Source organism: Rhizobium sp. BK661 (genome assembly GCF_024808825.1).
GTDB lineage: Bacteria > Pseudomonadota > Alphaproteobacteria > Rhizobiales > Rhizobiaceae > Rhizobium.
The window spans coordinates 33,932-53,719 of sequence record NZ_JANTYT010000026.1 but is presented as its reverse complement, the minus strand read 5'-3'; the positions used below and the strand labels follow the sequence as shown (position 1 = coordinate 53,719).

Annotated in this window: 18 protein-coding genes and 1 tRNA gene; 11 read left to right on the top strand and 8 right to left on the bottom strand. The window is 58.0% G+C overall.

The genetic code is table 11. The features are described from left to right. On the top strand, positions 1 to 825 hold the full coding sequence (locus FHX16_RS28370) for a transglutaminase family protein (protein ID WP_183861346.1): 825 nt from the start codon (positions 1 to 3) through the stop codon (positions 823 to 825). 66 nt (positions 826 to 891) lie between these two features. Here FHX16_RS28370 and FHX16_RS28365 read toward each other — a convergent pair whose 3' ends face one another. From FHX16_RS28365 to chvE, 5 genes are all read right to left on the bottom strand, one after another. Continuing rightward, a complete protein-coding gene (locus FHX16_RS28365; RefSeq protein WP_183753991.1) occupies positions 892 to 2,325 on the bottom strand; it encodes an aldehyde dehydrogenase family protein in 1,434 nt (477 codons plus the stop codon). Positions 2,326 to 2,399: 74 nt separating this feature from the next. Next, positions 2,400 to 3,395: an AraD1 family protein gene (gene araD1, locus FHX16_RS28360; RefSeq protein WP_183861436.1), complete on the bottom strand. Its 996-nt coding sequence runs from the start codon at positions 3,393 to 3,395 to the stop codon at positions 2,400 to 2,402. 112 nt (positions 3,396 to 3,507) lie between these two features. Beyond that, complete coding sequence (gene mmsB, locus FHX16_RS28355) at positions 3,508 to 4,716, bottom strand: multiple monosaccharide ABC transporter permease (protein ID WP_114713454.1); 1,209 nt, start codon at positions 4,714 to 4,716, stop codon at positions 3,508 to 3,510. Continuing rightward, a complete protein-coding gene (gene mmsA, locus FHX16_RS28350; protein ID WP_183753989.1) occupies positions 4,713 to 6,251 on the bottom strand; it encodes a multiple monosaccharide ABC transporter ATP-binding protein in 1,539 nt (512 codons plus the stop codon). The genes mmsB and mmsA overlap by 4 nt, the downstream gene beginning before the upstream one ends. A gap of 99 nt (positions 6,252 to 6,350) precedes the next feature. After that, positions 6,351 to 7,415: a multiple monosaccharide ABC transporter substrate-binding protein gene (gene chvE / locus FHX16_RS28345; RefSeq protein ID WP_016554829.1), complete on the bottom strand. Its 1,065-nt coding sequence runs from the start codon at positions 7,413 to 7,415 to the stop codon at positions 6,351 to 6,353. Positions 7,416 to 7,688: 273 nt separating this feature from the next. Here chvE and FHX16_RS28340 point away from each other — a divergent pair, with 273 nt between their 5' ends. Together FHX16_RS28340 and FHX16_RS28335 are read left to right on the top strand one after the other, a co-directional pair. Further along, positions 7,689 to 8,696, top strand: a complete 1,008-nt coding sequence (locus tag FHX16_RS28340; RefSeq protein WP_183861348.1) for a LysR family transcriptional regulator — start codon at positions 7,689 to 7,691, stop codon at positions 8,694 to 8,696. A gap of 54 nt (positions 8,697 to 8,750) precedes the next feature. After that, entirely contained in the window at positions 8,751 to 9,224 is a 474-nt protein-coding gene (locus FHX16_RS28335) for a hypothetical protein (RefSeq protein WP_183861350.1), read from the top strand. On the opposite strand, the gene FHX16_RS28330 is transcribed toward FHX16_RS28335, so the two are convergent. Further along, complete coding sequence (locus tag FHX16_RS28330; RefSeq protein WP_183753983.1) at positions 9,225 to 9,488, bottom strand: hypothetical protein; 264 nt, start codon at positions 9,486 to 9,488, stop codon at positions 9,225 to 9,227. 154 nt (positions 9,489 to 9,642) lie between these two features. On the opposite strand from FHX16_RS28330, the gene iolG reads away from it, so the two are divergent. Beyond that, complete coding sequence (gene iolG / locus FHX16_RS28325; RefSeq protein WP_183753981.1) at positions 9,643 to 10,635, top strand: inositol 2-dehydrogenase; 993 nt, start codon at positions 9,643 to 9,645, stop codon at positions 10,633 to 10,635. 92 nt (positions 10,636 to 10,727) lie between these two features. Here the strand turns inward: iolG and FHX16_RS28320 are convergent, their stop codons facing one another. Next, on the bottom strand, positions 10,728 to 11,951 hold the full coding sequence (locus tag FHX16_RS28320) for an ROK family transcriptional regulator (protein WP_183861352.1): 1,224 nt from the start codon (positions 11,949 to 11,951) through the stop codon (positions 10,728 to 10,730). A 228-nt stretch (positions 11,952 to 12,179) separates the two neighbouring features. On the opposite strand from FHX16_RS28320, the gene xylF reads away from it, so the two are divergent. The 7 genes from xylF (at position 12,180) to FHX16_RS28285 (ending at position 18,998) form a co-directional block, all read left to right on the top strand. After that, positions 12,180 to 13,220: a D-xylose ABC transporter substrate-binding protein gene (xylF, locus tag FHX16_RS28315; RefSeq protein WP_016554835.1), complete on the top strand. Its 1,041-nt coding sequence runs from the start codon at positions 12,180 to 12,182 to the stop codon at positions 13,218 to 13,220. A gap of 254 nt (positions 13,221 to 13,474) precedes the next feature. Next, the gene (locus tag FHX16_RS28310) at positions 13,475 to 14,785 is read left to right on the top strand and encodes a sugar ABC transporter permease (protein ID WP_183861354.1); all 1,311 of its coding nucleotides are present in this window, start codon (positions 13,475 to 13,477) and stop codon (positions 14,783 to 14,785) included. Between the two features lie 14 nt (positions 14,786 to 14,799). Beyond that, on the top strand, positions 14,800 to 15,582 hold the full coding sequence (locus FHX16_RS28305) for an ATP-binding cassette domain-containing protein (RefSeq protein ID WP_183861356.1): 783 nt from the start codon (positions 14,800 to 14,802) through the stop codon (positions 15,580 to 15,582). A 118-nt stretch (positions 15,583 to 15,700) separates the two neighbouring features. After that, positions 15,701 to 15,777: transfer RNA gene (locus tag FHX16_RS28300), tRNA-Arg, on the top strand. Between the two features lie 349 nt (positions 15,778 to 16,126). Further along, a complete protein-coding gene (locus FHX16_RS28295; protein WP_259131644.1) occupies positions 16,127 to 17,476 on the top strand; it encodes a DUF6538 domain-containing protein in 1,350 nt (449 codons plus the stop codon). A gap of 85 nt (positions 17,477 to 17,561) precedes the next feature. Next, positions 17,562 to 17,744 carry a hypothetical protein gene (locus FHX16_RS28290; RefSeq protein ID WP_259131642.1) on the top strand — a complete coding sequence of 61 codons (183 nt, stop codon included), beginning with the start codon at positions 17,562 to 17,564 and terminating at the stop codon, positions 17,742 to 17,744. A gap of 465 nt (positions 17,745 to 18,209) precedes the next feature. Further along, a complete protein-coding gene (locus FHX16_RS28285; protein ID WP_259131640.1) occupies positions 18,210 to 18,998 on the top strand; it encodes a hypothetical protein in 789 nt (262 codons plus the stop codon). A gap of 161 nt (positions 18,999 to 19,159) precedes the next feature. Here FHX16_RS28285 and FHX16_RS28280 read toward each other — a convergent pair whose 3' ends face one another. Beyond that, positions 19,160 to 19,732, bottom strand: coding sequence for a recombinase family protein (locus FHX16_RS28280; protein ID WP_259131638.1), 573 nt, complete (start codon positions 19,730 to 19,732; stop codon positions 19,160 to 19,162). Positions 19,733 to 19,788: the final 56 nt, after the last annotated feature.

The following is a 19,788-nucleotide window of genomic DNA, read 5'->3' as shown; positions in this document are numbered from 1 at the left end:
ATGAAGCTTAAGATCAGCCACGTCACGGAATACCATTATGAGGAACCGTCGGTCTTCTCGCTGCAGCGGCTGCGGCTAACACCGCCGACGGTGACAGGACAAACGATCCTCAACTGGTCGCTGCATGTCGAGGGTGCCAAGCCGGAGGTCGAGTATGACGATCAGTTCGGCAACCACATCAACCTTGTCTCGCTCGAAGGCGAGCAGCAGGCGACACGGATCGTCGCCGAGGGCGAGGTCGAAACGGAAGATCGAAACGGTGTCCTTGGCCCTCACAGCGGCTTCTGCCCGCTGTGGCTTTTCCTGCGCGAGACGCCAAGGACGAAGCCCGGGAAACTCATCAAGGATCTGACCAAGAGCGTGAGCGGCGACAACGAGCTGGCACGCATGCACGCGCTGATGTCCGGCATCCACGAAATGGTGGCATACCGACCCGGCACCAGCGATACCGAAACGACAGCGGAGCAAGCGCTGGAGAAAAAGAGTGGTGTCTGCCAGGATCACGCCCATATCTTCGTCGCAGCCGCGCGGAGCCTTGGGGTGCCGGCTCGCTACGTCTCCGGCTATCTGATGATGGAAGAGAAGGTGGAGCAGGCTGCAACCCACGCATGGGGCGAGGCGCATGTGGCCGGCCTCGGCTGGGTAGGCTTCGATCCCGCCAACAACATCTGCCCCGATGCACGCTATGTGCGCGTCGCCTCCGGTCTCTGCTACCGCGATGCCGCCCCCGTTTCGGGCATGCGCATCGGCACGCCGGGGGAGAAACTCTCGGTCGTCGTCAAGGTAGAGGATCGGGGACAGATGCAGAGCCAGAGCCAGAGCTGATCGGCTCACATCGGCAGGGTAAAGAATGCGAGCCGCCGATGGCGGCTCGCATCGTCCTTGCAATCACTAGGCCAGCGTATAAGCGGTCTTGACCGACGTATAGAATTCGGCCGCGTACTTGCCCTGCTCGCGCGGGCCATAGGACGATCCCTTGCGGCCGCCGAACGGGACGTGGAAATCCACACCCGCCGTCGGCAGGTTGACCATAACCATGCCGGCTTCGGAATTGCGCTTGAAATGCGTTGCATGCTTCAGGCTTGTCGTGGCGATACCGGCTGACAGGCCAAACGGCGTGTCGTTCGCCGTTGCCAGTGCCTCTTCGTAGTCCTTGACGCGGATCAACGAGACGACGGGTCCGAAGATCTCCTCACGGCTGATGCGCATCTGGTTGGTCGCTTCCGTAAATAGCGTCGGCTGCAGGTAGAAGCCAGGCGTCTCGCGGGTGATGAGCTCGCCGCCGAAGGCAAGCTTGGCGCCTTCCTTCCTGCCGATCTCGATATAATCGGTATCGGTCTTCAGCTGCTTTTCATCGACGACAGGGCCGATATGCGTGCCCGTCTTCATTGCGTTGTCGACGACCAGCGTCTTCAGCTTTTCCGTCAGCGCCGCGACGAACTTGTCGTGGATGCCTTCGGTGACGATCAGGCGCGAGGACGCCGTGCAGCGCTGGCCGGTGGAGAAGAAGCCCGAGTTGGCGGCAGCTTCGACGGCGACGGTGAGGTCCGCGTCATCGAGAACCACCATCGGGTTCTTGCCGCCCATTTCCAGCTGGAACTTGCGATTATGCTCGATCGAGGCGCTCGCGACGCGTCGGCCGGTGCCGGTGGAACCTGTAAAGGTAATGCCGGTGACGTCGGGGCTGTCGAGCATCGCCTGGCCGACCACCGAGCCCTTGCCCATGACGAGGTTCAAGACGCCCTTCGGCAGGCCGGCGCGATGCAGGATGTCGACGATCGCCCAGGAGCAGCCCGGAACAAGTTCGGCCGGCTTGAAGACGATGGTGTTGCCGTAGCACAGCGCCGGTGCGATCTTCCAGGCTGGGATCGCGATCGGGAAATTCCAGGGCGTGATGATACCGATGACGCCGAGCGGATCACGGGTGATCTCGACGCCGATGTTTGGCCGAACCGACGGGATAACCTCGCCTGCAAGCCGCAGCGCCTCGCCTGCAAAGAATTCAAAGATCTGTGAGGCGCGGATGGTCTCGCCGATCGCTTCCGGAAGCGTCTTGCCCTCTTCGCGCGCAAGCAACGCCCCAAGCTCGTCCTTGCGAGCCATGATCTCGTCGCCAGCCTTCTTCAGGATGACGTGGCGTTCCCAGATGCCGGAACGCGACCAGGCAGGAAAGGCTGCCTTGGCGGCCGCGATGGCATTTCTGGTGTCTTCAGCCGTGCCGTCGGCATAGAGGCCAACAACCTCGTTGGTGTCAGACGGATTGATGTTCTTGGTCGCGTCCGAGCCGACCCATTCGCCGGCGATGAGATTTTGATAGATGGTCATGGCCCGATGAGGCCTCCTTTACCGTTTTTTGAAAAACGGTCCGGCCGCCGAAGCGGCGGCCGGGCCTTGCGAAATCAGAGCTGCTTGACAGCAATCTCTTCTTCGGCAGCAATCTTCAGAGGGTTGCGCAGCGGCAGGCCGAACTCGGCGACTTCGATTTCGAAGACATCGCCCTCTTCCGCCTTGATGCCTTCAGCGAAGGACAGCGTCGCGGTGCCGAACATGTGGACGTGAACGTCGCCGGGCACACGGAACAGGCCGTACTTGAAGTGGTGGTATTCGAGGTTCGCGAAGGTGTGCGACATGTTCGCCTCGCCCGACAGGAAGGGCTTCTCGAAGATCACCTTGTCACCGCGCTTGATGCGCGAGGTGCCGCGGATGTCGTCCGGCGCGGCGCCGATGCGGATTTCCGGGCCGAAGCTTGCCGGGCGCAGTTTGGAGTGCGCGAGGTAGAGATAGTTGATCCGCTCGGTGACGTGGTCGGAGAACTCGTTCGACAGCGCAAAACCGATCCGGAAAGGCGTGCCGTCTTCAGCGATGACATAAATGCCGGCCATCTCAGGTTCTTCGCCACCGTCGAGCGCGAAGGACGGGGAAACGAGCGGAGTGCCAGGAGCAGCCGAACCGTAGCCGTTGCCCTTGTAGAACCACTCAGGCTGCACGCCCTTCTCGCCGGCTTTCGGCTTGCCGTTCTCAAGACCCATCTTGAACATCTTCATCGAGTCGGTGAGCGTTTCCTCAGCCGCCTCGGAGGTCTTCTTGTGCATGGAGTCGCGCGTTGCGGCCGAGCCCAGATGCGTCAGACCGGTGCCCGTCAGATGCAGATGCGCAGCGTCAGGATGCGTCATCGGCGGCAGGAACTTGCCTTCGGCATAAGCCTTTTCGAGATCGACGGCATCACCGAGACCATGCGCCTCGATCACCGCTGCGAGCGACTTGCCGCCGTTTGCGGCTTCCATGGCCAGCGCATAGACGCTGCCGGCGTTCTTGACGGCTTTCGCGGTACCGCCCGGCTCGCGCACGGCGACGATGATCTCTCCGTTCGAACCCTTGATCTGCGAAATGAGCACGGTCTTCATCCTTTTTTCGATTGCGCGGAAAATGCTCCGCCAATCCGGCTCCCTGAAGGCGCCGGATTGGTAAGTTCACATGACTGCGAATGCCTGGGCAGCGCCGAAGCGCTTAGCCCTTGTTCTTGTTGTAAACGTCGAAGAAGACGGCAGCGAGAAGCACCAATCCCTTGACCATCTGCTGGAAGTCGATGCCGAGGCCGACGATCGACATGCCGTTGTTCATGACGCCCATGATGAACGCGCCGATGACGGCACCGGTGATCTTGCCAACGCCGCCGGATGCCGAAGCACCGCCGATGAAGCAGGCTGCGATAACATCCAGCTCGAAGCCGACGCCCGCCTTCGGCGTTGCCGAGTTCAGGCGGGCCGCGATGATCATGCCGGCGAGACCGGCCAGAACGCCCATGTTGACGAAGGTGAAGAAGCTCAGGCGCTCGGTGTTGATACCCGAAAGCTTGGTGGCCTTTTCATTGCCGCCCATGGCGTAGATGCGGCGACCGATCGTGGTGCGGCGCGTCACGAAGGCGTAGGCCGCGATCAGCACGAGCATGACGACGAGAACGTTCGGCAGGCCCTTGTAGCTGGACAACTGATAGCCGAGGAACAGGATCGCCAGCGAAAGAATGAGGTTCTGACCGATGAAGAAGCTCATCGGCTCCACATCGATGCCATGGCTCTCGTTGACCTTGCGGCGACGCCAGGCGAGATAAAAGAGGACGACAGTTCCGAGAACGGTCAGGACTAGCGACGTCGAATGGAGCGGAATTCCGCCGATATCGATCATGTCGCCCGGCAGGAAGCCCGTCGAGATGACCTGGAAATCCTTCGGGAACGGGCCGATGTTCTTGCCGCCGAGAACGAACAGCGTGAGGCCGCGGAAGACGAGCATGCCGGCGAGCGTTACGATGAAGGCCGGAATCCGGTGATACGCAATCCAGTAGCCCTGCGCGGCGCCGATGGCGCCACCGATGATCAGGCAGAGAATGCCCGCAAGCACGAAGTTCATCTGCCAGTTGACGGTCATGATAGCCGCCACCGCGCCGACGAAGGCGACGATGGAGCCGACCGACAAATCGATATGCCCCGCCACGATGACAAGCAGCATGCCGAGCGCCATGATGACGATAAACGAGTTCTGCAGAACAAGGTTCGTCAGGTTGACCGGCTTGAACAGGATGCCGCCCGTATAGAACTGGAAGAACACCATGATCGCGACAAGCGCGATGAGCATGCCGTACTCACGGATGTTACCGCGGATGTAGTCCGCAACGGAAACGACGTTGCTCTCTTCGGTGGCGGAAGGGTTGACCGGGGTCATTGTTTCTTCTCCCCTGAGCGCATGATAGCGCGCATGATGGTTTCTTGGCTCGCCTCTCCCTTTGGCAGTTCCGCAACGATACGCCCTTCATTCATGACGTAGATGCGGTCGCACGTGCCAAGGAGCTCCGGCATTTCCGATGAGATCATCAGAACGCCTTTGCCATCGGCGGCGAGCTGGTTGATGATAGTATAGATTTCGTATTTTGCACCGACATCGATACCGCGAGTGGGCTCGTCGAGGATCAAAACGTCGGGATCGGAAAACAGCCACTTCGACAGCACGACCTTTTGCTGGTTGCCACCCGAAAGATTGACCGCCTCCTGGAAGATGCTGGAGCTGCGGATGCGAAGCTTCGAGCGATAATCCGACGCGATCTTGGATTCCTTGATGGTGTCGATGACCGTGCCGCTCGACACGCCAGCCAGATTGGCAAGCGTCGTGTTGTGCACGATGTTTTCGCCGAGCACGAGACCGAGATGCTTGCGATCCTCGGTTACGTAGGCGAGACCGGCATCGATCGCCCTGCGAACGGTGCTGACATCGACGGACTTGCCGTGCATGAAGACGTCGCCGTGGATCTTGTGACCGTAGGACTTGCCGAACAGGCTCATGGCGAATTCAGTGCGTCCGGCGCCCATCAATCCCGCGATGCCGACCACCTCGCCCTTGCGGACGGTGACGTTGATGTTGTGAAGGACCTGGCGGTCACGGTGGTGCTGGTGGTAAGCGTTCCAGTTCTTCACCTCGAGGATCGTCTCGCCGATCGGCACGGAGCGCGGCGGATAACGATCGGCGAGCTCGCGGCCCACCATGTTCTTGATGATGATGTCTTCGCTGATCTCTTCGGTCTGACAGTCGAGTGTCTTGACCGTCATGCCGTCGCGCAGAACCGTGATCTGGTCGGCGACCTTGCGCACTTCGTTGAGCTTGTGCGTGATGATGATCGACGTCAGGCCCTGGTTGCGGAATTCGATGAGGAGCTCGAGCAGCGCATCGGAATCCTTTTCGTTGAGCGACGCTGTCGGCTCATCAAGGATGAGCAGCTTCACGCTCTTCGAAAGCGCCTTGGCGATTTCGACAAGCTGCTGCTTGCCGACGCCGATGTCGGTAACAAGCGTTTCCGGCGACTCCTTGAGGCCGACCTTGCTCAGCAGCTCTTTCGTGCGCTTGAAGGCTTCCTGCCACTTGATGATGCCGTTCTGGGCGACTTCGTTGCCGAGGAAGATGTTTTCGGCGATCGACAGGAGCGGCACGAGCGCCAGCTCCTGGTGAATGATGACGATGCCGATTTCCTCGGAGTCCTTGAGCGCCTTGAAATGACGGACGTCGCCTTCATAAACGATGTCACCGTCGTAGGTTCCGGCCGGGTACACGCCGGAGAGAACTTTCATCAGGGTCGACTTTCCGGCCCCGTTTTCACCCACCAATGCGTGGATTTCACCTTGCCGAACCTTGAGGTTCACATTCTCAAGCGCCTTCACGCCCGGGAACGTCTTGGTGATGTTCCGCATTTCGAGGATTGTATTGTCCATGGTCAAAATCCAGCGCCAGCAGCCGAGAGGGGCGCGGCGATCATAAAATTGAAGACCGGAACCCGCAAGCAGCAGGTTCCGGCCAACGTGGTACAATTATTACTTCAGCTGGTCAGCCTTGTAGTAACCGCCTTCGACGAGGATCTTCTCGTAGTTGGTCTTGTCAACTGCGACCGGGGTCAGCAGGTAGGACGGAACGACCTTGACGCCGTTGTCGTAGGTCTTGGTGTCGTTGACTTCAGGCTCCTTGCCTTCCATCAGAGCGTTGACCATGCCGACGGTAACCTTTGCGAGGTCACGGGTGTCCTTGAAGATCGTGGAGTGCTGCTCGCCAGCGATGATCGACTTGACCGACGGAACTTCAGCGTCCTGGCCGGAAACGACCGGGAGCGGCTGATCGCCAGAGCCGTAGCCGACGCCCTTCAACGACGAGATGATGCCGATGGACAGACCGTCGTAAGGCGACAGAACTGCATTGACCTTCGCGTCGGTGTAGTTAGCCGAGAGCAGGTTGTCCATACGAGCCTGGGCCGTTGCCGGGTCCCAACGCAGCGTACCAACCTTGTCCATGCCGGTCTGGCCAGACTTTACGACGAGCTTGCCGCTGTCGATGTAAGGCTGCAGAACGGACATTGCGCCATCATAGAAGAAGAAGGCGTTGTTGTCGTCCGGCGAACCGCCGAAGAGTTCGATGTTGAACGGGCCCTTGCCATCCTTGAGGCCGAGGGCGTCAACGATAGAGGTTGCCTGCAGAACGCCGACCTTGAAGTTGTCGAACGTCGCGTAGTAGTCGACGTTGCCCGAGTCGCGGATCAGACGGTCATAAGCGATGACCTTGATGCCTGCGTCGTGAGCCTTCTGGAGAACGTCGGAAAGCGTCGTGCCGTCGATAGCGGCGATGACGAGAACCTTGACGCCCTTGGTGACCATGTTCTCAATCTGAGACAGCTGGTTCGGAATGTCGTCGTCAGCGTACTGCAGATCGGTGCTGTAGCCAGCGTCCTGGAGCTGCTTGACGATGTTGTTACCGTCATCGATCCAGCGAGCGGACGACTTCGTGGGCATTGCAATGCCGACAGTCCCCTTGTCGGCTGCCATAGCCGGCATTACGAACGAAGCGACGCCAAAGGCCGCCGCTGCCATCAACGAGATAATGGATTTCATATCTCTCTCTCCCTTAGTTAATAAACGCACGGACGAAAAATCGCCCGCCCCGAAACTGTGGCAGGTTCCGTCTTGGATAATACTTCAGATGGTGAGAAACGAAGTAGGTCTCCTCCACGCTCTCACACGTGTTGAGTGCCAACCAGCACACGGCGGCAAACTGGTATGGATTCCTATAACTGTCAAATAGAATAACTGGCAAAGTGCATAACAATTTTGGTATATCGTTAAAAAGTATTACTTTTGATGGAACACGGTTGGGAGGCCGCAACCATGACGATTATTTCGGACCCGCAGACGCATGCCCATGTGGACATTCACACGGATATTTTCGGTGATGACGCCCTTCTGAGATCGGGGCTTAAACTGAATCACCTGCGGATGATCGTCGCAATCGAAGATAGCGGTCAAATTTCAGCCGCGGCCGAAGCGCTGAACATTTCGCAGCCGGCCGCCTCGCGAATCCTGTCGGAAATGGAGTCGATCGTGAAGACGCCGCTCTATGAGCGCGTCGCGCGTGGTGTGGTTCTGACGACCTTCGGACAGGCGCTCGCACGGCGCGCGCGAAAGATCATGCTGGAACTGCGCGAAGCTGGCCGCGAAATTGCAGAATTGAAGACGGGCAAGGGCGGCGCGGTCTTCATCGGCGCGGTTACGGCGCCAGCCATGAGCCTTGTCGTGCCGGCGATCAAGCGTGTCAGAACGGCTCTCCCCGGCATCGAGGTGACTATCCAGGTCGAAACGAGCAACGTGCTGGCGCGGGAGCTGCTCGCCGCCCGGCACGACTTCATCATCAGCCGTATTCCTGACGACCTCAATCCGCGCTTGTTCCAGGTCCAAGAGATCGGCGTGGAGAAGGCCTGCCTGATCGTCCGGGGCGGTCATCCGCTGCTCAAGAAGAAGGTGGCGTCCCTCGATGACCTCCCGCGCTATGATTGGGTCTTCCAGCCTGCAGGTACTTTGCTGCGCCGGACGATCGAGGACCTGTTCCTGGCGCGCGGTGTGTCGCTGCCGGAAAATATCGTCAACACCTCGTCGCTGCTGCTTACCTGCGCGACAGTTTGCCAGACCGATGCAATCGCACCTATCGCGCTCGACGTGGCACAGTTCCTGGCGTCCCACAAATCAAAGGCTTCGGATGTCCGGGTGCTGCCGATCGACTTTGACATCAACGTCAGGCCGTACAGCCTGATCACAGTGAAGGAGCGCGCCCTGCCCCCGAGTGCACGGCTGCTTTATGATCTGGTGCTGGCCGAGAGCAAAAAAGTCGCCGCCGCGTGACAAGCTCGGCACCACCTTGCTCGGGTCTAATGCGCGCCTCCAAGGGAGGCAATCATGCTGTTTGGCCAATCCGTGTTCCAGTCCGTCCTCGACCGCCTGAAGGCGGAGGACGATGAGGCAGCCGAGCAGGATGCACCCACCGCCCGTGTGAGCGGTCTCAACACCGGTCTTGCCTTCGATGTCATGGAAGGGGTCTCGGCCCAGTCAAACAGGGCCGATCAGGCGTACGTGGAGACAATGGGATTTGCCCCGGAGACGGCGCCTGAGTCCTCACCGGTGCCCCCGACCTCGCCTGAGCCAGACCCTGTGATGCCAGATCACCTCACGCGCGTAGCGCCAGAGGATATCGCTGCAGAACTGGATATTTCCATGCGCGATACAGCCCAGGGCCTCAGCGAAAAGCGTCGTGCCTTTGCCAAGAAGAACCACCCCGATCGCGTTCATCCGCTATTCCGCGAGAACGCCACCAAGCGGATGACGACCGCGAATTTGCTGATCGACCAGGCGCTGCGGCGCCTCGGTCGCTGACTAGTCAGCGTCCTTCTTGTCTTCTCGATCTTCTTTTTCTTCCTCGTCATCGGAAGGTGCCGGCGTGACGCTCTCTGCCGCTTGCGGTTTGTAGCTCCAGAACAGCATATAGGCGGCATAGACGCCCGCACCGCCTGATAGAACCGCCCAGAACGGATCACCGGTGATGATCTCGACCAGTGCCCAGCCGAAGCAAACGGTCACGATCAGGACGCGAGCCCAGAGCGGGCGATAGGCCGGATGGTTCGGATCTATGAGCTGCATAATTGTCCCGCGCCGTATTTCGATCACATGTCTTTAGGATGGATTCTGAAAATGTGAAAGGGCGCCGGGCTTGACGCGGCAACCATTAAATGGAATGAAAATTCCACATGCATCACAATTCGGTTCATTTGTTCCGAATCCAAGGGAGGTTCTCATGACAGTCAGATTTGGTCTTCTCGGCGCCGGCCGCATCGGCAAGGTTCATGCGAAGGCCGTCAGCGGCGATGCCAATGCCAAACTCGTTGCTGTCGCCGACGCATTCCCGCAGGCGGCCGAAGCCATCGCCTCGGCGTATGGCTGCGAGGTCCGCACGATCGAGGCGATCGAAGCCGCCAAGGATATCGACGCCGTCGTCATCTGCACCCCGACCGATACTCACGCCGACCTGATCGAGCGTTTCGCCCGCGCCGGCAAGGCCATCTTCTGCGAAAAGCCGATCGATCTCGACGTTGCCCGCGTCAAGGCGTGCATCAAGGTCGTCGACGAGACCAAGGGCAAGCTGATGGTCGGTTTCAATCGCCGCTTCGACCCGCACTTCATGGCCGTTCGCAAGACGATCGACGACGGCCGAATCGGCGACGTTGAAATGGTCACGATCACCTCGCGCGATCCGGGCGCCCCACCGGTTGATTACATCAAGCGTTCGGGCGGCATCTTCCGCGACATGACGATCCACGATTTCGACATGGCCCGATTCCTGCTCGGCGAAGAGCCGGTTGCCGTCAGCGCCACCGCCGCTGTCCTTGTCGACAAGGCGATCGGCGAAGCCGGGGACTACGACAGCGTTTCGGTGATCCTGCAGACCAAGTCCGGCAAGCAGGCGATCATCTCCAACTCCCGCCGCGCCACGTATGGCTACGACCAGCGCATCGAAGTGCATGGCTCCAAAGGCATGGTATCCGCCGAAAATCAGCGCCCTGTTTCGATCGAAGTTGCCAACGGCGACGGCTACACCCGCCCGCCGCTGCATGACTTCTTTATGACCCGCTACACCGAAGCCTACGCCAACGAGATCGCTAGCTTCATCGCGGCGATCGAAAAGGGTGCGACGATCGCGCCGTCGGGTGCCGATGGTCTCGCTGCTCTGGCGCTGGCAGATGCTGCCGTGCAGTCCGTCAAGGAAGGCAAGCTCATCAAGATTGGCTGACGGCCCTCTCCCGACCGAAAGCCACCTGTGAAATGGCCGGGTCCCTGCCCGGCCATTTCTCGTTTTACGCCTATTTCGCCCTGGCCGCATGGCTAGTCGGCCCCCTGAATACCCGACAGAACCAACTCCTGATCGATCACCGACAATGCCCGGTCGAGATGCCCCTCGAAGACAAGGATCGATTCGTCAGGCGCAACGCGAATCTCGGGCATTCCTTCCATCCGCACGATATGCGCCTGGCCAAGTCCATCCTCGATGCCCTGACGCAACAGATCATAGTAACGCGTTCCTGGACCCGTGATTGCGATCGGCATGCGCTCCGTCAGGCTAAGCAGACGTGAAAGTCCGTTTCCGAGCGCGATGCCGGCCTGCCTGAACGCAAAGGCAGACATGCGATGCCCGTGGCGCGCTTGCGCTGCGATCTTGTCGAGCTCGGCGACAGGCACGAACTTCGCCGGAATGGTATCGAGCGGCACCTCGAAGGCCATACGCAGAATGGCGTAGAAGCCAGCATAGGCCTCGATGCATCCCCTGCTGCCGCAGCGACAGAGGCCACCATTCGCCATGTGTAGCATATGTCCGAAATTCGGCGCCGAGATTTCCCGCTCGCCCTGCCCCGTGCGCCGGACGATGCCAAGGCCGATGCTGTGTCCGAGCGACAATGCGGCAAGAGCACGAAAATCTGTCGGCCTCGTATTTTCCTCATGCGCACCGAGCGCCGCTGCAACAAGCTGCGTCTCATTGCCGAGAAGGATCCTGGCTTGCCAATCTGGCCGCAACGCTGATTCGAAGTCGATCTGATTGCTGCCGAAAATCGGCGACCAAACCAGCACCGGTTCTGTGGGATGCACGAGCCCCTTGCTACTAATCGATATCAGCAGCACTTTTTCCCGGGGAACCTTTGAGCGTGAAAGAATGCGCGCGAGCCCATCCCTAACGGAGGCGACAAACCGCTCGGCGCCTGCAGGATCATGCGACCTTTCCTCGCTGAATCGGTCGATGAGCTTGCCGGCGTAGTCGACCAACGAGTACTGCACGCCATCCGACGAAATGATCACAACGACAAGGTAGCCGCAGTCGCGTCGCTGCCGAAACATGACGCGCGGGCGCCCCCGTCCGCTCGCTGCCTGATGCTCGGATTTCTCGATGATCTGCGCCTTCTCCAGATCGGCAGTGATCGCCGAAACCGTGGCGGAGGACAGCTTCGTAGAGTCGGCGATTTCAGTGTGGGCGAGCGCTCCATGCCTTCGAAGCGCGGCGAGCACGAGGACGCTATTTCTCTGCCGGACCAACTCCGTGCTCGACTTGGTCAGCATATATGCCGGCCCTCTCCCCCTCGCATTCCGCCCTCGTTCACACTGTATCCCCGACAGGTTTTCCCTAACGAAAATTCCGTCGGTAGTGCAGTGTTGACAGTTGAAAAAATCTCTGACACTAAATTTCTCGACTGTCGAGAAAATAATTCGAAGCTTCTCGTCAGCGAACCGCGGCGGCCGGAGGAACCACTGGCTGGGGCTGGCCGCTATTCACTCGGGAGGATATTTATGAAGTCTGTTTTGAAGCTGATGGCCGGCGCGGCCATCCTGGTGTCGGTGCATACCGCCGCAATGGCTGCCGACCTCGTCGTCGGTGTTTCCTGGTCGAACTTCCAGGAAGAGCGTTGGAAGACCGACGAAGCCGCCATCAAGAAAGCCCTCGAAGCCAAGGGCGCGAAGTACATTTCTGCTGATGCACAGTCGTCTGCCGCAAAGCAGCTCACCGACGTTGAATCGCTGATATCGCAGGGCGCGAACGCACTCATCGTTCTCGCTCAGGATAGTGACGCGATCGGCCCTGCCATCGAAAAGGCTGCCGCTGAAGGCATTCCGGTCGTCGGCTACGACCGCCTGATCGAAAACCCTGCTGCCTTCTACATCACTTTCGACAACAAGGAAGTCGGCCGCCTGCAGGCTGAAGGCGTGTTCAAGGTCAAGCCTGAAGGCAACTACGTCTTCATCAAGGGCTCTTCGTCCGACCCGAACGCGGACTTCCTGTTCGCCGGCCAGATGGAAGTCCTGAAGGCCGCTGTTGACGCGGGCAAGATCAAGAACGTCGGCGAAGCCTACACCGACGGCTGGCTGCCGCAGAACGCTCAGCGCAACATGGAACAGTTCCTGACCGCCAACAACAACAAGGTCGACGCGGTTGTTGCTTCCAACGACGGCACCGCCGGCGGCGCAGTGGCTGCTCTCGACGCACAGGGCATGGCTGGCACCGTTCCGGTTTCCGGCCAGGACGCCGACAAGGCTGCTCTGAACCGCATTGCGCTCGGCACGCAGACGGTTTCCGTCTGGAAGGACAGCCGCGAACTCGGCAAGCGCGCTGCTGAAATCGCGCTCGACCTCGCTGGCGGCAAGACGATGGACAAGATCGAGGGCGTAACTTCCTTCGAAGGCGGTCCGAAGAAGGTGAAGATGCAGTCGATCTTCCTGAAGCCGGAAGCAATCACCAAAGACAACCTGAACGTCGTCATCGACGCCGGCTGGATCTCCAAGGCTGAAGCTTGCCAGGGCGTCAAGGCTGGCACCGTCAAGGCTTGCGACTAATCCTCGCCAGCTAAACCAACATGCCGGCGCCGCAGCGGTCACGCTGCGGCGCCGGACGCGGATGGAGCCGTCCACGAACGCTCCCCGCCTCGCAACGCACCGCGAACGCTTTGATTCCCTGCCGGAACAATGCCGCCCCTTGAGCGGCCGCTTCGGAAGTCTCTCGGTGGTCGATTAGAAGAACAGGGCACCTCGGCAAGGGCTTTCGGGCGCCCGCGCCAAAAAGCTCAAACAGTGGGGGAAACGGCAAACCCATGGCAAACATCACGCAATCCTCATCGGGCCATCCGCGCCCGGCGGAGGGTAACGCTTTCACGCGCTTCCTGCGCGCAACCGAGATCGACACGCGCCTGCTCGGCATGGTCGCGGCGCTGCTGGTCATCTGGATCGGCTTCCATCTCTACACCGGCGGGCTCTTCCTGACGCCGCGCAACCTCTGGAACCTCTCGGTCCAGACCACCGAGATCGCGGTTCTCGCGACCGGCATGGTGCTCGTCATCGTCACCCGCAACATCGACCTGTCGATCGGCTCGATGCTTGGCCTCGTCGCCATGATCATGGGCGTCGTCCAGGCGAAATTCCTGCCGCAATATCTCGGCTTCGACAATTCCTGGACCTGGCTGATCACGCTGGTCTGTGGCCTGATCGCCGGAACGCTGATCGGCCTCTTCCAGGGCGTCATCATCGCCTTCCTGGGCGTCCCCTCCTTCATCGTCACGCTCGGCGGCTTCCTCGCCTGGCGCGGTCTTGCCTGGTACGTCACATCGGGCCAGACGGTCGCTCCGCTCGATACCACATTCCGGATCATGGGCGGCGGTGCTGAAGGTGCCGTCGGCGCGACCTGGAGCTGGATCATCGGGCTTGTCGCCTGCGTGCTGATTATCGTCGGCATCATCGGCTCGCGCCACCAGCGCAAGCGCTTCAACTTCCCGCGCCGGCCGCTCTGGGCCGAATATTTCCTGGCCGTTCTAGGCTGTGTGCTGGTGCTCGGCGCCATCTGGGTCTCGACCATCTATTACTGGCCGGTGGCGATCGCCAAGAAATACGCCGAGGCCAACGGTATCGCCTGGCCGGAAGCCGGCCTGTTCATCTCCTACGGCATCGCTGTGCCGGTCCTGATCGCCGTCCTCGTCGGCATCGTCATGACCTTCATCGCCACCCGCCTGCGCTTCGGCCGCTATGTCTTCGCGATCGGCGGCAACCCTGAGGCAGCCGAGCTCGCCGGCATCAAGACCCGCTGGGTCGCGGTCCGCATCTTCGCGCTGATGGGCTTCCTGGCAGCTGTTGCCGCGGCGATCTCGACCGCTCGCCTCAATGCAGCCGCCAACTCGCAAGGCACGACCTACGAGCTCTACACCATCGCGGCGGCCGTCATCGGCGGCACGTCGCTTGCCGGCGGCACCGGCACGATCGCCGGCGCCATGCTTGGCGCGCTGGTCATGCAGTCGCTGCAGTCGGGCATGGGTCTCGCAAACGTCGATACCCCCATACAAAATGTCGTCGTGGGCGCCGTGCTGGTCGTTGCCGTCTGGCTCGACACCGTCTATCGCTCGCGGTCGAAGTAAGAGGAGTCCTAGATATGACTGATCAACGCACTCCCCTTGTGGAACTGAAGAACATCTCGATCTCCTTCGGCGGCATCCACGCCGTGGACAATGCCTCGGTCGATCTCTACCCCGGCGAAGTCGTCGCCCTTCTCGGCCACAACGGCGCGGGCAAGTCGACGCTCATCAAGATCCTCTCCGGCGCCTACAAGCGCGACAGCGGCGAGATCCTGATCAACGGCGAACCGGCCGACATCCGCAATCCGCGCGATGCCAAGAAGTACGGCATCGAGACGATCTACCAGACGCTTGCCGTCGCCGATAACGTCGACGCCGCCGCCAACCTCTATCTCGGCCGCGAAATCCGCACGAAATGGGGCACGCTCGACGACGTCGCCATGGAAGCCTCGACTCGCGAAGTGATGGGTCGTCTCAACCCCAACTTCCGCCGCTTCAAGGAGCCGGTGAAGGCACTCTCAGGCGGCCAACGGCAATCGGTGGCGATCGCCCGCGCGATCCTCTTCAATGCCCGCATCCTGATCATGGACGAGCCGACGGCTGCCCTTGGCCCACAGGAAACGGCGCAGGTTGGCGAGCTGATCAAGCAGCTGAAGAAGGAAGGCATCGGCATCTTCCTGATCAGCCACGACATCCACGACGTCTTCGACCTCGCCGACCGCGTCTCGGTGATGAAGAACGGCCAGGTCGTCGGCCATGCACGCACCGAGGACGTGACCAAGGACGAAGTCCTCGGCATGATCATCCTCGGCAAGGTCCCGCCAAAGGCCATCCCCGGCCCCGGCGCCATGCAGGTCTGACAACAATCGGCGCGCCGTTTGCAAGAACGGCGCACTTTTCAATTTTGGAGATTGATGCTGGCGAGAAGCTAGGCTAAGAACCACCCATCGGACAGGCGATTCAAACCGCCTCAGGCATGCACCCGTAGCTCAGCTGGATAGAGTGTTGGATTCCGATTCCAAAGGTCACAGGTTCGAATCCTGTCGGGTGCGCCAAAATGCTCATAAATTTCAATAACTTAAACCGTCAGCGCTACGGAATGCTACGATTCCGCGCTACGCTTCCCAAGAGAGCGAAGTATATCGCGCGACTTAGATGCGGCTTATGCTTGACGTTTAAAGCAACGCAAAACTTGAAATTAAATCAAAAAATACAAATTTGCCAAACCACGCAAATATACATTGACTCTGAAAGTAACAATAGATACAAAGCGCTCGTCAGGTCTTCTGCTCGCCTCGAGCACCTTTCCATCAGACCGACAATTTTCAAAACAAAGCGAAATTGCGTTCAGTGATGCTTTTGGCACGCGATCGCATCTCTCATTGATTTTTTCAAGGATACATCATGACGAAGAACTATGTCGTTCGCCGTCCGAACGGGAACTATAGCTTCCGTATCTCTGTACCGAAGGATCAACATGACCACATCGGAAAGAAAGAGATATGGGAATCTCTCAACACATCTAATCGTACGCTTGCGAACGCGCTTGCGGCGACGCGCGTGCTGTACTGGAAGGGCGTGTTCCTGTCGTACGAGATCAAAATTGACTCGCTAAGCAGCAACGCCCAGAGGGAGCGAGCCGCCATTCAAGGCTTCGAATTCCGCACGGCTCAGGAAATTCACGACGCGACCACCAAAGAGAAGGTCGCGATGCTTGCACAGGCTAACGATTTCCTTAAGCGCATCGAAATTCCCACGCGGGAACAAATTGCCGCAAACGGCGGCGTTGTCGAAGATACACTTTCTCTTGATGAGATGTTCAGTCGCTATCAAGAGCTTGCGGCGGGCAAATGGAATGACCTTGACCGTCGTGCGCTCCAGAAGAAGTGGAATCGCTACCTCGAGCCGATCAGAGATTTCAAACGGGCAATTGGCGATCTCGATGTGCTGAAAATCACTCCGAAGGATGCCGCGAACTACGCCGTTGATCTTGGTAAGCGAATAAAATCCGGAGAGATCAAGTCGGAGACCGCTCGGAAAAAGCTTCTGTTCCTCAATGCCATGGTCGCTAAGGTCCTGAAGAGCGATTTCCCCAAGCACGAGAATCCTTTTCAGAATGCGGAAGTCGAACATAGCGGAAATGACAAAACGAGCCGACGCCCGTTTTCTGAGCCCGAGCTTTTAGCTCTTCACGAAAAGCTCGCGAACTCGAAAGCCAACGACGAACTAAAGGCAATCCTCAACCTGATGGAATACACAGGAGCAATCGCCAGCGAGATTGTATTCCTGCACGAGACTGACTTTCATCTGAATGAAGAAATTCCCTACATCCACATCGGTCCCAATCCAAACCGCAAAGGCTTGAAAACAGAAAATAGACCCCGCGACATTCCATTGATCGGTCCGGCGCTTGAAGCTGCCAAGAAGTTCCCCAAAGGGTTCATGCGATATTGCCGCTCAGGCGGTTCCGAAGCTCTCTCCGCGTCCGCCAATAAACTCATCCAACAAGTTTCCGATGACACAACCACCTATTCATATCGGCACCGATTTATCGATTGGCTCAGGGAAGTCGATGGCATGGAAGATAGTTGGATCAAGTCCATTATCGGTCACGATTCATCCATGACCGGCAAGTATGGCAAGGGGTATTCGTTGCGCAGGAAGCAAGACGCGATACAAAAAGCAATGGCATTGGCTGAAAGAGAGCAAAAACAAATTCAGCAAAAAGCCAAGACACACAGCCACATCACGTAAACATCGACAACCATGATATGCCCGACGCGAGGCAAACGCCACTATACATTATGAAAGACGGCATATTCTGTAAAAGGAATATGCAATGCAAAACCACCCGTACGAGATCATCGCATTAAATGAAAAAGCACGGAACGAATTCTACCAACTTTGCGAGAAGCGGATAACGCTCTTGAAGCAACATGGCTTCATCGCGGAAGCCATCCTTCACGCTAAATCGCTTCGAAGCATCCAAGCTGATTTGAATGAACTCGCACAATTTGGCTGACCAATAACGGGAAGAAGGCAATGATCATCGGTATCGGACTAAGAAGCTTGGCAAGGCTTGTCCTTGGTGACGTTCATTGTCCGCTACAGGATGATGGGGCACCAAGATGGCGATTCAGCCTCCCCTGCCTTGCTGAATGGCGCGCCGCTGATGGTCATGATCGGTGTGCCGATGGGGGCGCGCGGCTCTGGATATAAAGCGGAAATATTCATATATTTCATTGACTTATACGACTAAATCGGATAGAATAAGCACATTCAAGAATGTATTGCGAGCTCAACCCGCCCCGGGTGAGATTGCACTCCTGCTATCTTAATACCGTCCCCAAGCTAAATAGACAGCCGACCAAGTTGGCGCTCAAGAACCCGTTCACTAGAGCGAGCTTGAGGTTTCCTCGTTCATTTCACTGCGCAACTTCACTGGAGATGCGCAATTAGATTTATATTACCAATTATCAGAGTTAAAATGACATCAAAACACATCCATGCATGGGCATTACATACGATAATCGATAAAGCAGAATACGATATCAAAGGATCAACAAATCCAGACATCCACAGACTAGACGATTACATTATCGACAATGCTTTCATTGCAACTGTTCAACTTCGAAACTACGGCGCATCTTATCATATTTGGGATGCGCAGCGACGATTTGACATAGAGTTCGGAAAATATCACGCGTCAGAATTGAGGAAGCAGTGCCTTGCAAAATGCAAGGTGACCCGCAGAAACAAGAAGCTTCAACCTCTAGCCTTTATGGCGTTCGACATTGAAGGCAGTCGGCAAAACGGTTTCAGCACCGTTACCACAAATCCTCATGGTCACGGCATCGTCCTATTCCACGAACGCGCCCTCACCAACTTCAAGAATGCGAATAGTGCATTTCGTACGCTGGAAGGTGGCTACATCATTCCCAATCCGACACCCGGCATTTCGTTGATCGACCTCAAACCAGTCGACAGTCTCGGCGACGTTTCAAGTTATCTTGCATACTCGCTGAAGTTGGAAGGCAAACTTCAAAACGGCGACACGAACTATGCGCCGTATAACTTTTACCCGACATCCTCAGTGGATTTTCCCTTCTGGCAGTCCCTGCCCCTGTCGCGCCGTCATCATCACACCCATTCATCACCGCACAAGGAAGCAACCAATGAAGGCAAACGGTTACGGACGCTTCATTCAGAAGATCGTCATCAAAGTCGCCGTCACCGATCTCGACGCGATCTCTCAGAAGCTCGGCATATCTGCTGAAGAGGATACGGACGACCCCCTAACTAGGAAATTGATCTGGCCCCGCCTCACTCGTCAACGCGGGAACGACGAGGATGTCGTTTTCGATCTTCGTATCGAATTGGGCGATCTCGCCGATAAAACCGAATGGCACATTGATTGGGCGGCGTCCGAATATTGATTTAGGCCCTGGCAGCCGGTTCTATGGCAAGCGCCCGATAAACCGTCGCTTTGCTCAAACCGGTTTTGGTCATGATATCGCGAATTAGCAAACCACTGTCTCGCATGTCGCGGATCTGCTGCGAAACGTCCAGCGTTGCCTTAGCCTTCCTTCCGAACCTAGTGCCGCTCGCTTTCGCTTTCGCAATGCCATCCATCTGACGTTCAGTTCGGATTGAGGCTTCAAATTCAGCAAACACCGCGAGCATTTGAAGCAGGGCGACCCCTGCCGGATTGGAAGTATCGATGCTCTGATCAAGCACACGAAGCTCGACACCCTTCGCTCGTAGTTCCTTGACGATATTGAGAAGGTCCGTTGCGGACCTCGCAAGACGGTCGATACGCGAAATGCAAAAGTGATCGCCTTTGCGGGCAAAGCGAATAGCTTCTTTGAGAGCGGGACGGTTGGCATCCAGTCCCGATCTCTTTTCCTCGAAAATATGATCCGGCTGCACACCGTTGTTGATCATCTTTTCGCGCTGAACTTCAAGCGACTGACCGACAGAGGAAACTCGAATGTATGCGACAAGCGCCATGTCTCAAAACCTCTAAACATTTCAAGTCACATTTATGAGACATAAATTGCGATACG

Coding starts and splice junctions, on each gene's coding strand:
- FHX16_RS28295 (WP_259131644.1), top strand. CDS start 16,127: ATGACGAAGAACTATGTCGTTCGCCGTCCGAACGGGAACTATAGCTTC.
- FHX16_RS28365 (WP_183753991.1), bottom strand. CDS start 2,325: ATGACCATCTATCAAAATCTCATCGCCGGCGAATGGGTCGGCTCGGAC.
- FHX16_RS28310 (WP_183861354.1), top strand. CDS start 13,475: ATGGCAAACATCACGCAATCCTCATCGGGCCATCCGCGCCCGGCGGAG.
- FHX16_RS28320 (WP_183861352.1), bottom strand. CDS start 11,951: ATGCTGACCAAGTCGAGCACGGAGTTGGTCCGGCAGAGAAATAGCGTC.
- FHX16_RS28285 (WP_259131640.1), top strand. CDS start 18,210: ATGACATCAAAACACATCCATGCATGGGCATTACATACGATAATCGAT.
- mmsB (WP_114713454.1), bottom strand. CDS start 4,716: ATGACCCCGGTCAACCCTTCCGCCACCGAAGAGAGCAACGTCGTTTCC.
- chvE (WP_016554829.1), bottom strand. CDS start 7,415: ATGAAATCCATTATCTCGTTGATGGCAGCGGCGGCCTTTGGCGTCGCT.
- FHX16_RS28340 (WP_183861348.1), top strand. CDS start 7,689: ATGACGATTATTTCGGACCCGCAGACGCATGCCCATGTGGACATTCAC.
- mmsA (WP_183753989.1), bottom strand. CDS start 6,251: ATGGACAATACAATCCTCGAAATGCGGAACATCACCAAGACGTTCCCG.
- FHX16_RS28335 (WP_183861350.1), top strand. CDS start 8,751: ATGCTGTTTGGCCAATCCGTGTTCCAGTCCGTCCTCGACCGCCTGAAG.
- FHX16_RS28305 (WP_183861356.1), top strand. CDS start 14,800: ATGACTGATCAACGCACTCCCCTTGTGGAACTGAAGAACATCTCGATC.
- iolG (WP_183753981.1), top strand. CDS start 9,643: ATGACAGTCAGATTTGGTCTTCTCGGCGCCGGCCGCATCGGCAAGGTT.
- FHX16_RS28330 (WP_183753983.1), bottom strand. CDS start 9,488: ATGCAGCTCATAGATCCGAACCATCCGGCCTATCGCCCGCTCTGGGCT.
- FHX16_RS28370 (WP_183861346.1), top strand. CDS start 1: ATGAAGCTTAAGATCAGCCACGTCACGGAATACCATTATGAGGAACCG.
- xylF (WP_016554835.1), top strand. CDS start 12,180: ATGAAGTCTGTTTTGAAGCTGATGGCCGGCGCGGCCATCCTGGTGTCG.
- FHX16_RS28280 (WP_259131638.1), bottom strand. CDS start 19,732: ATGGCGCTTGTCGCATACATTCGAGTTTCCTCTGTCGGTCAGTCGCTT.
- FHX16_RS28290 (WP_259131642.1), top strand. CDS start 17,562: ATGCAAAACCACCCGTACGAGATCATCGCATTAAATGAAAAAGCACGG.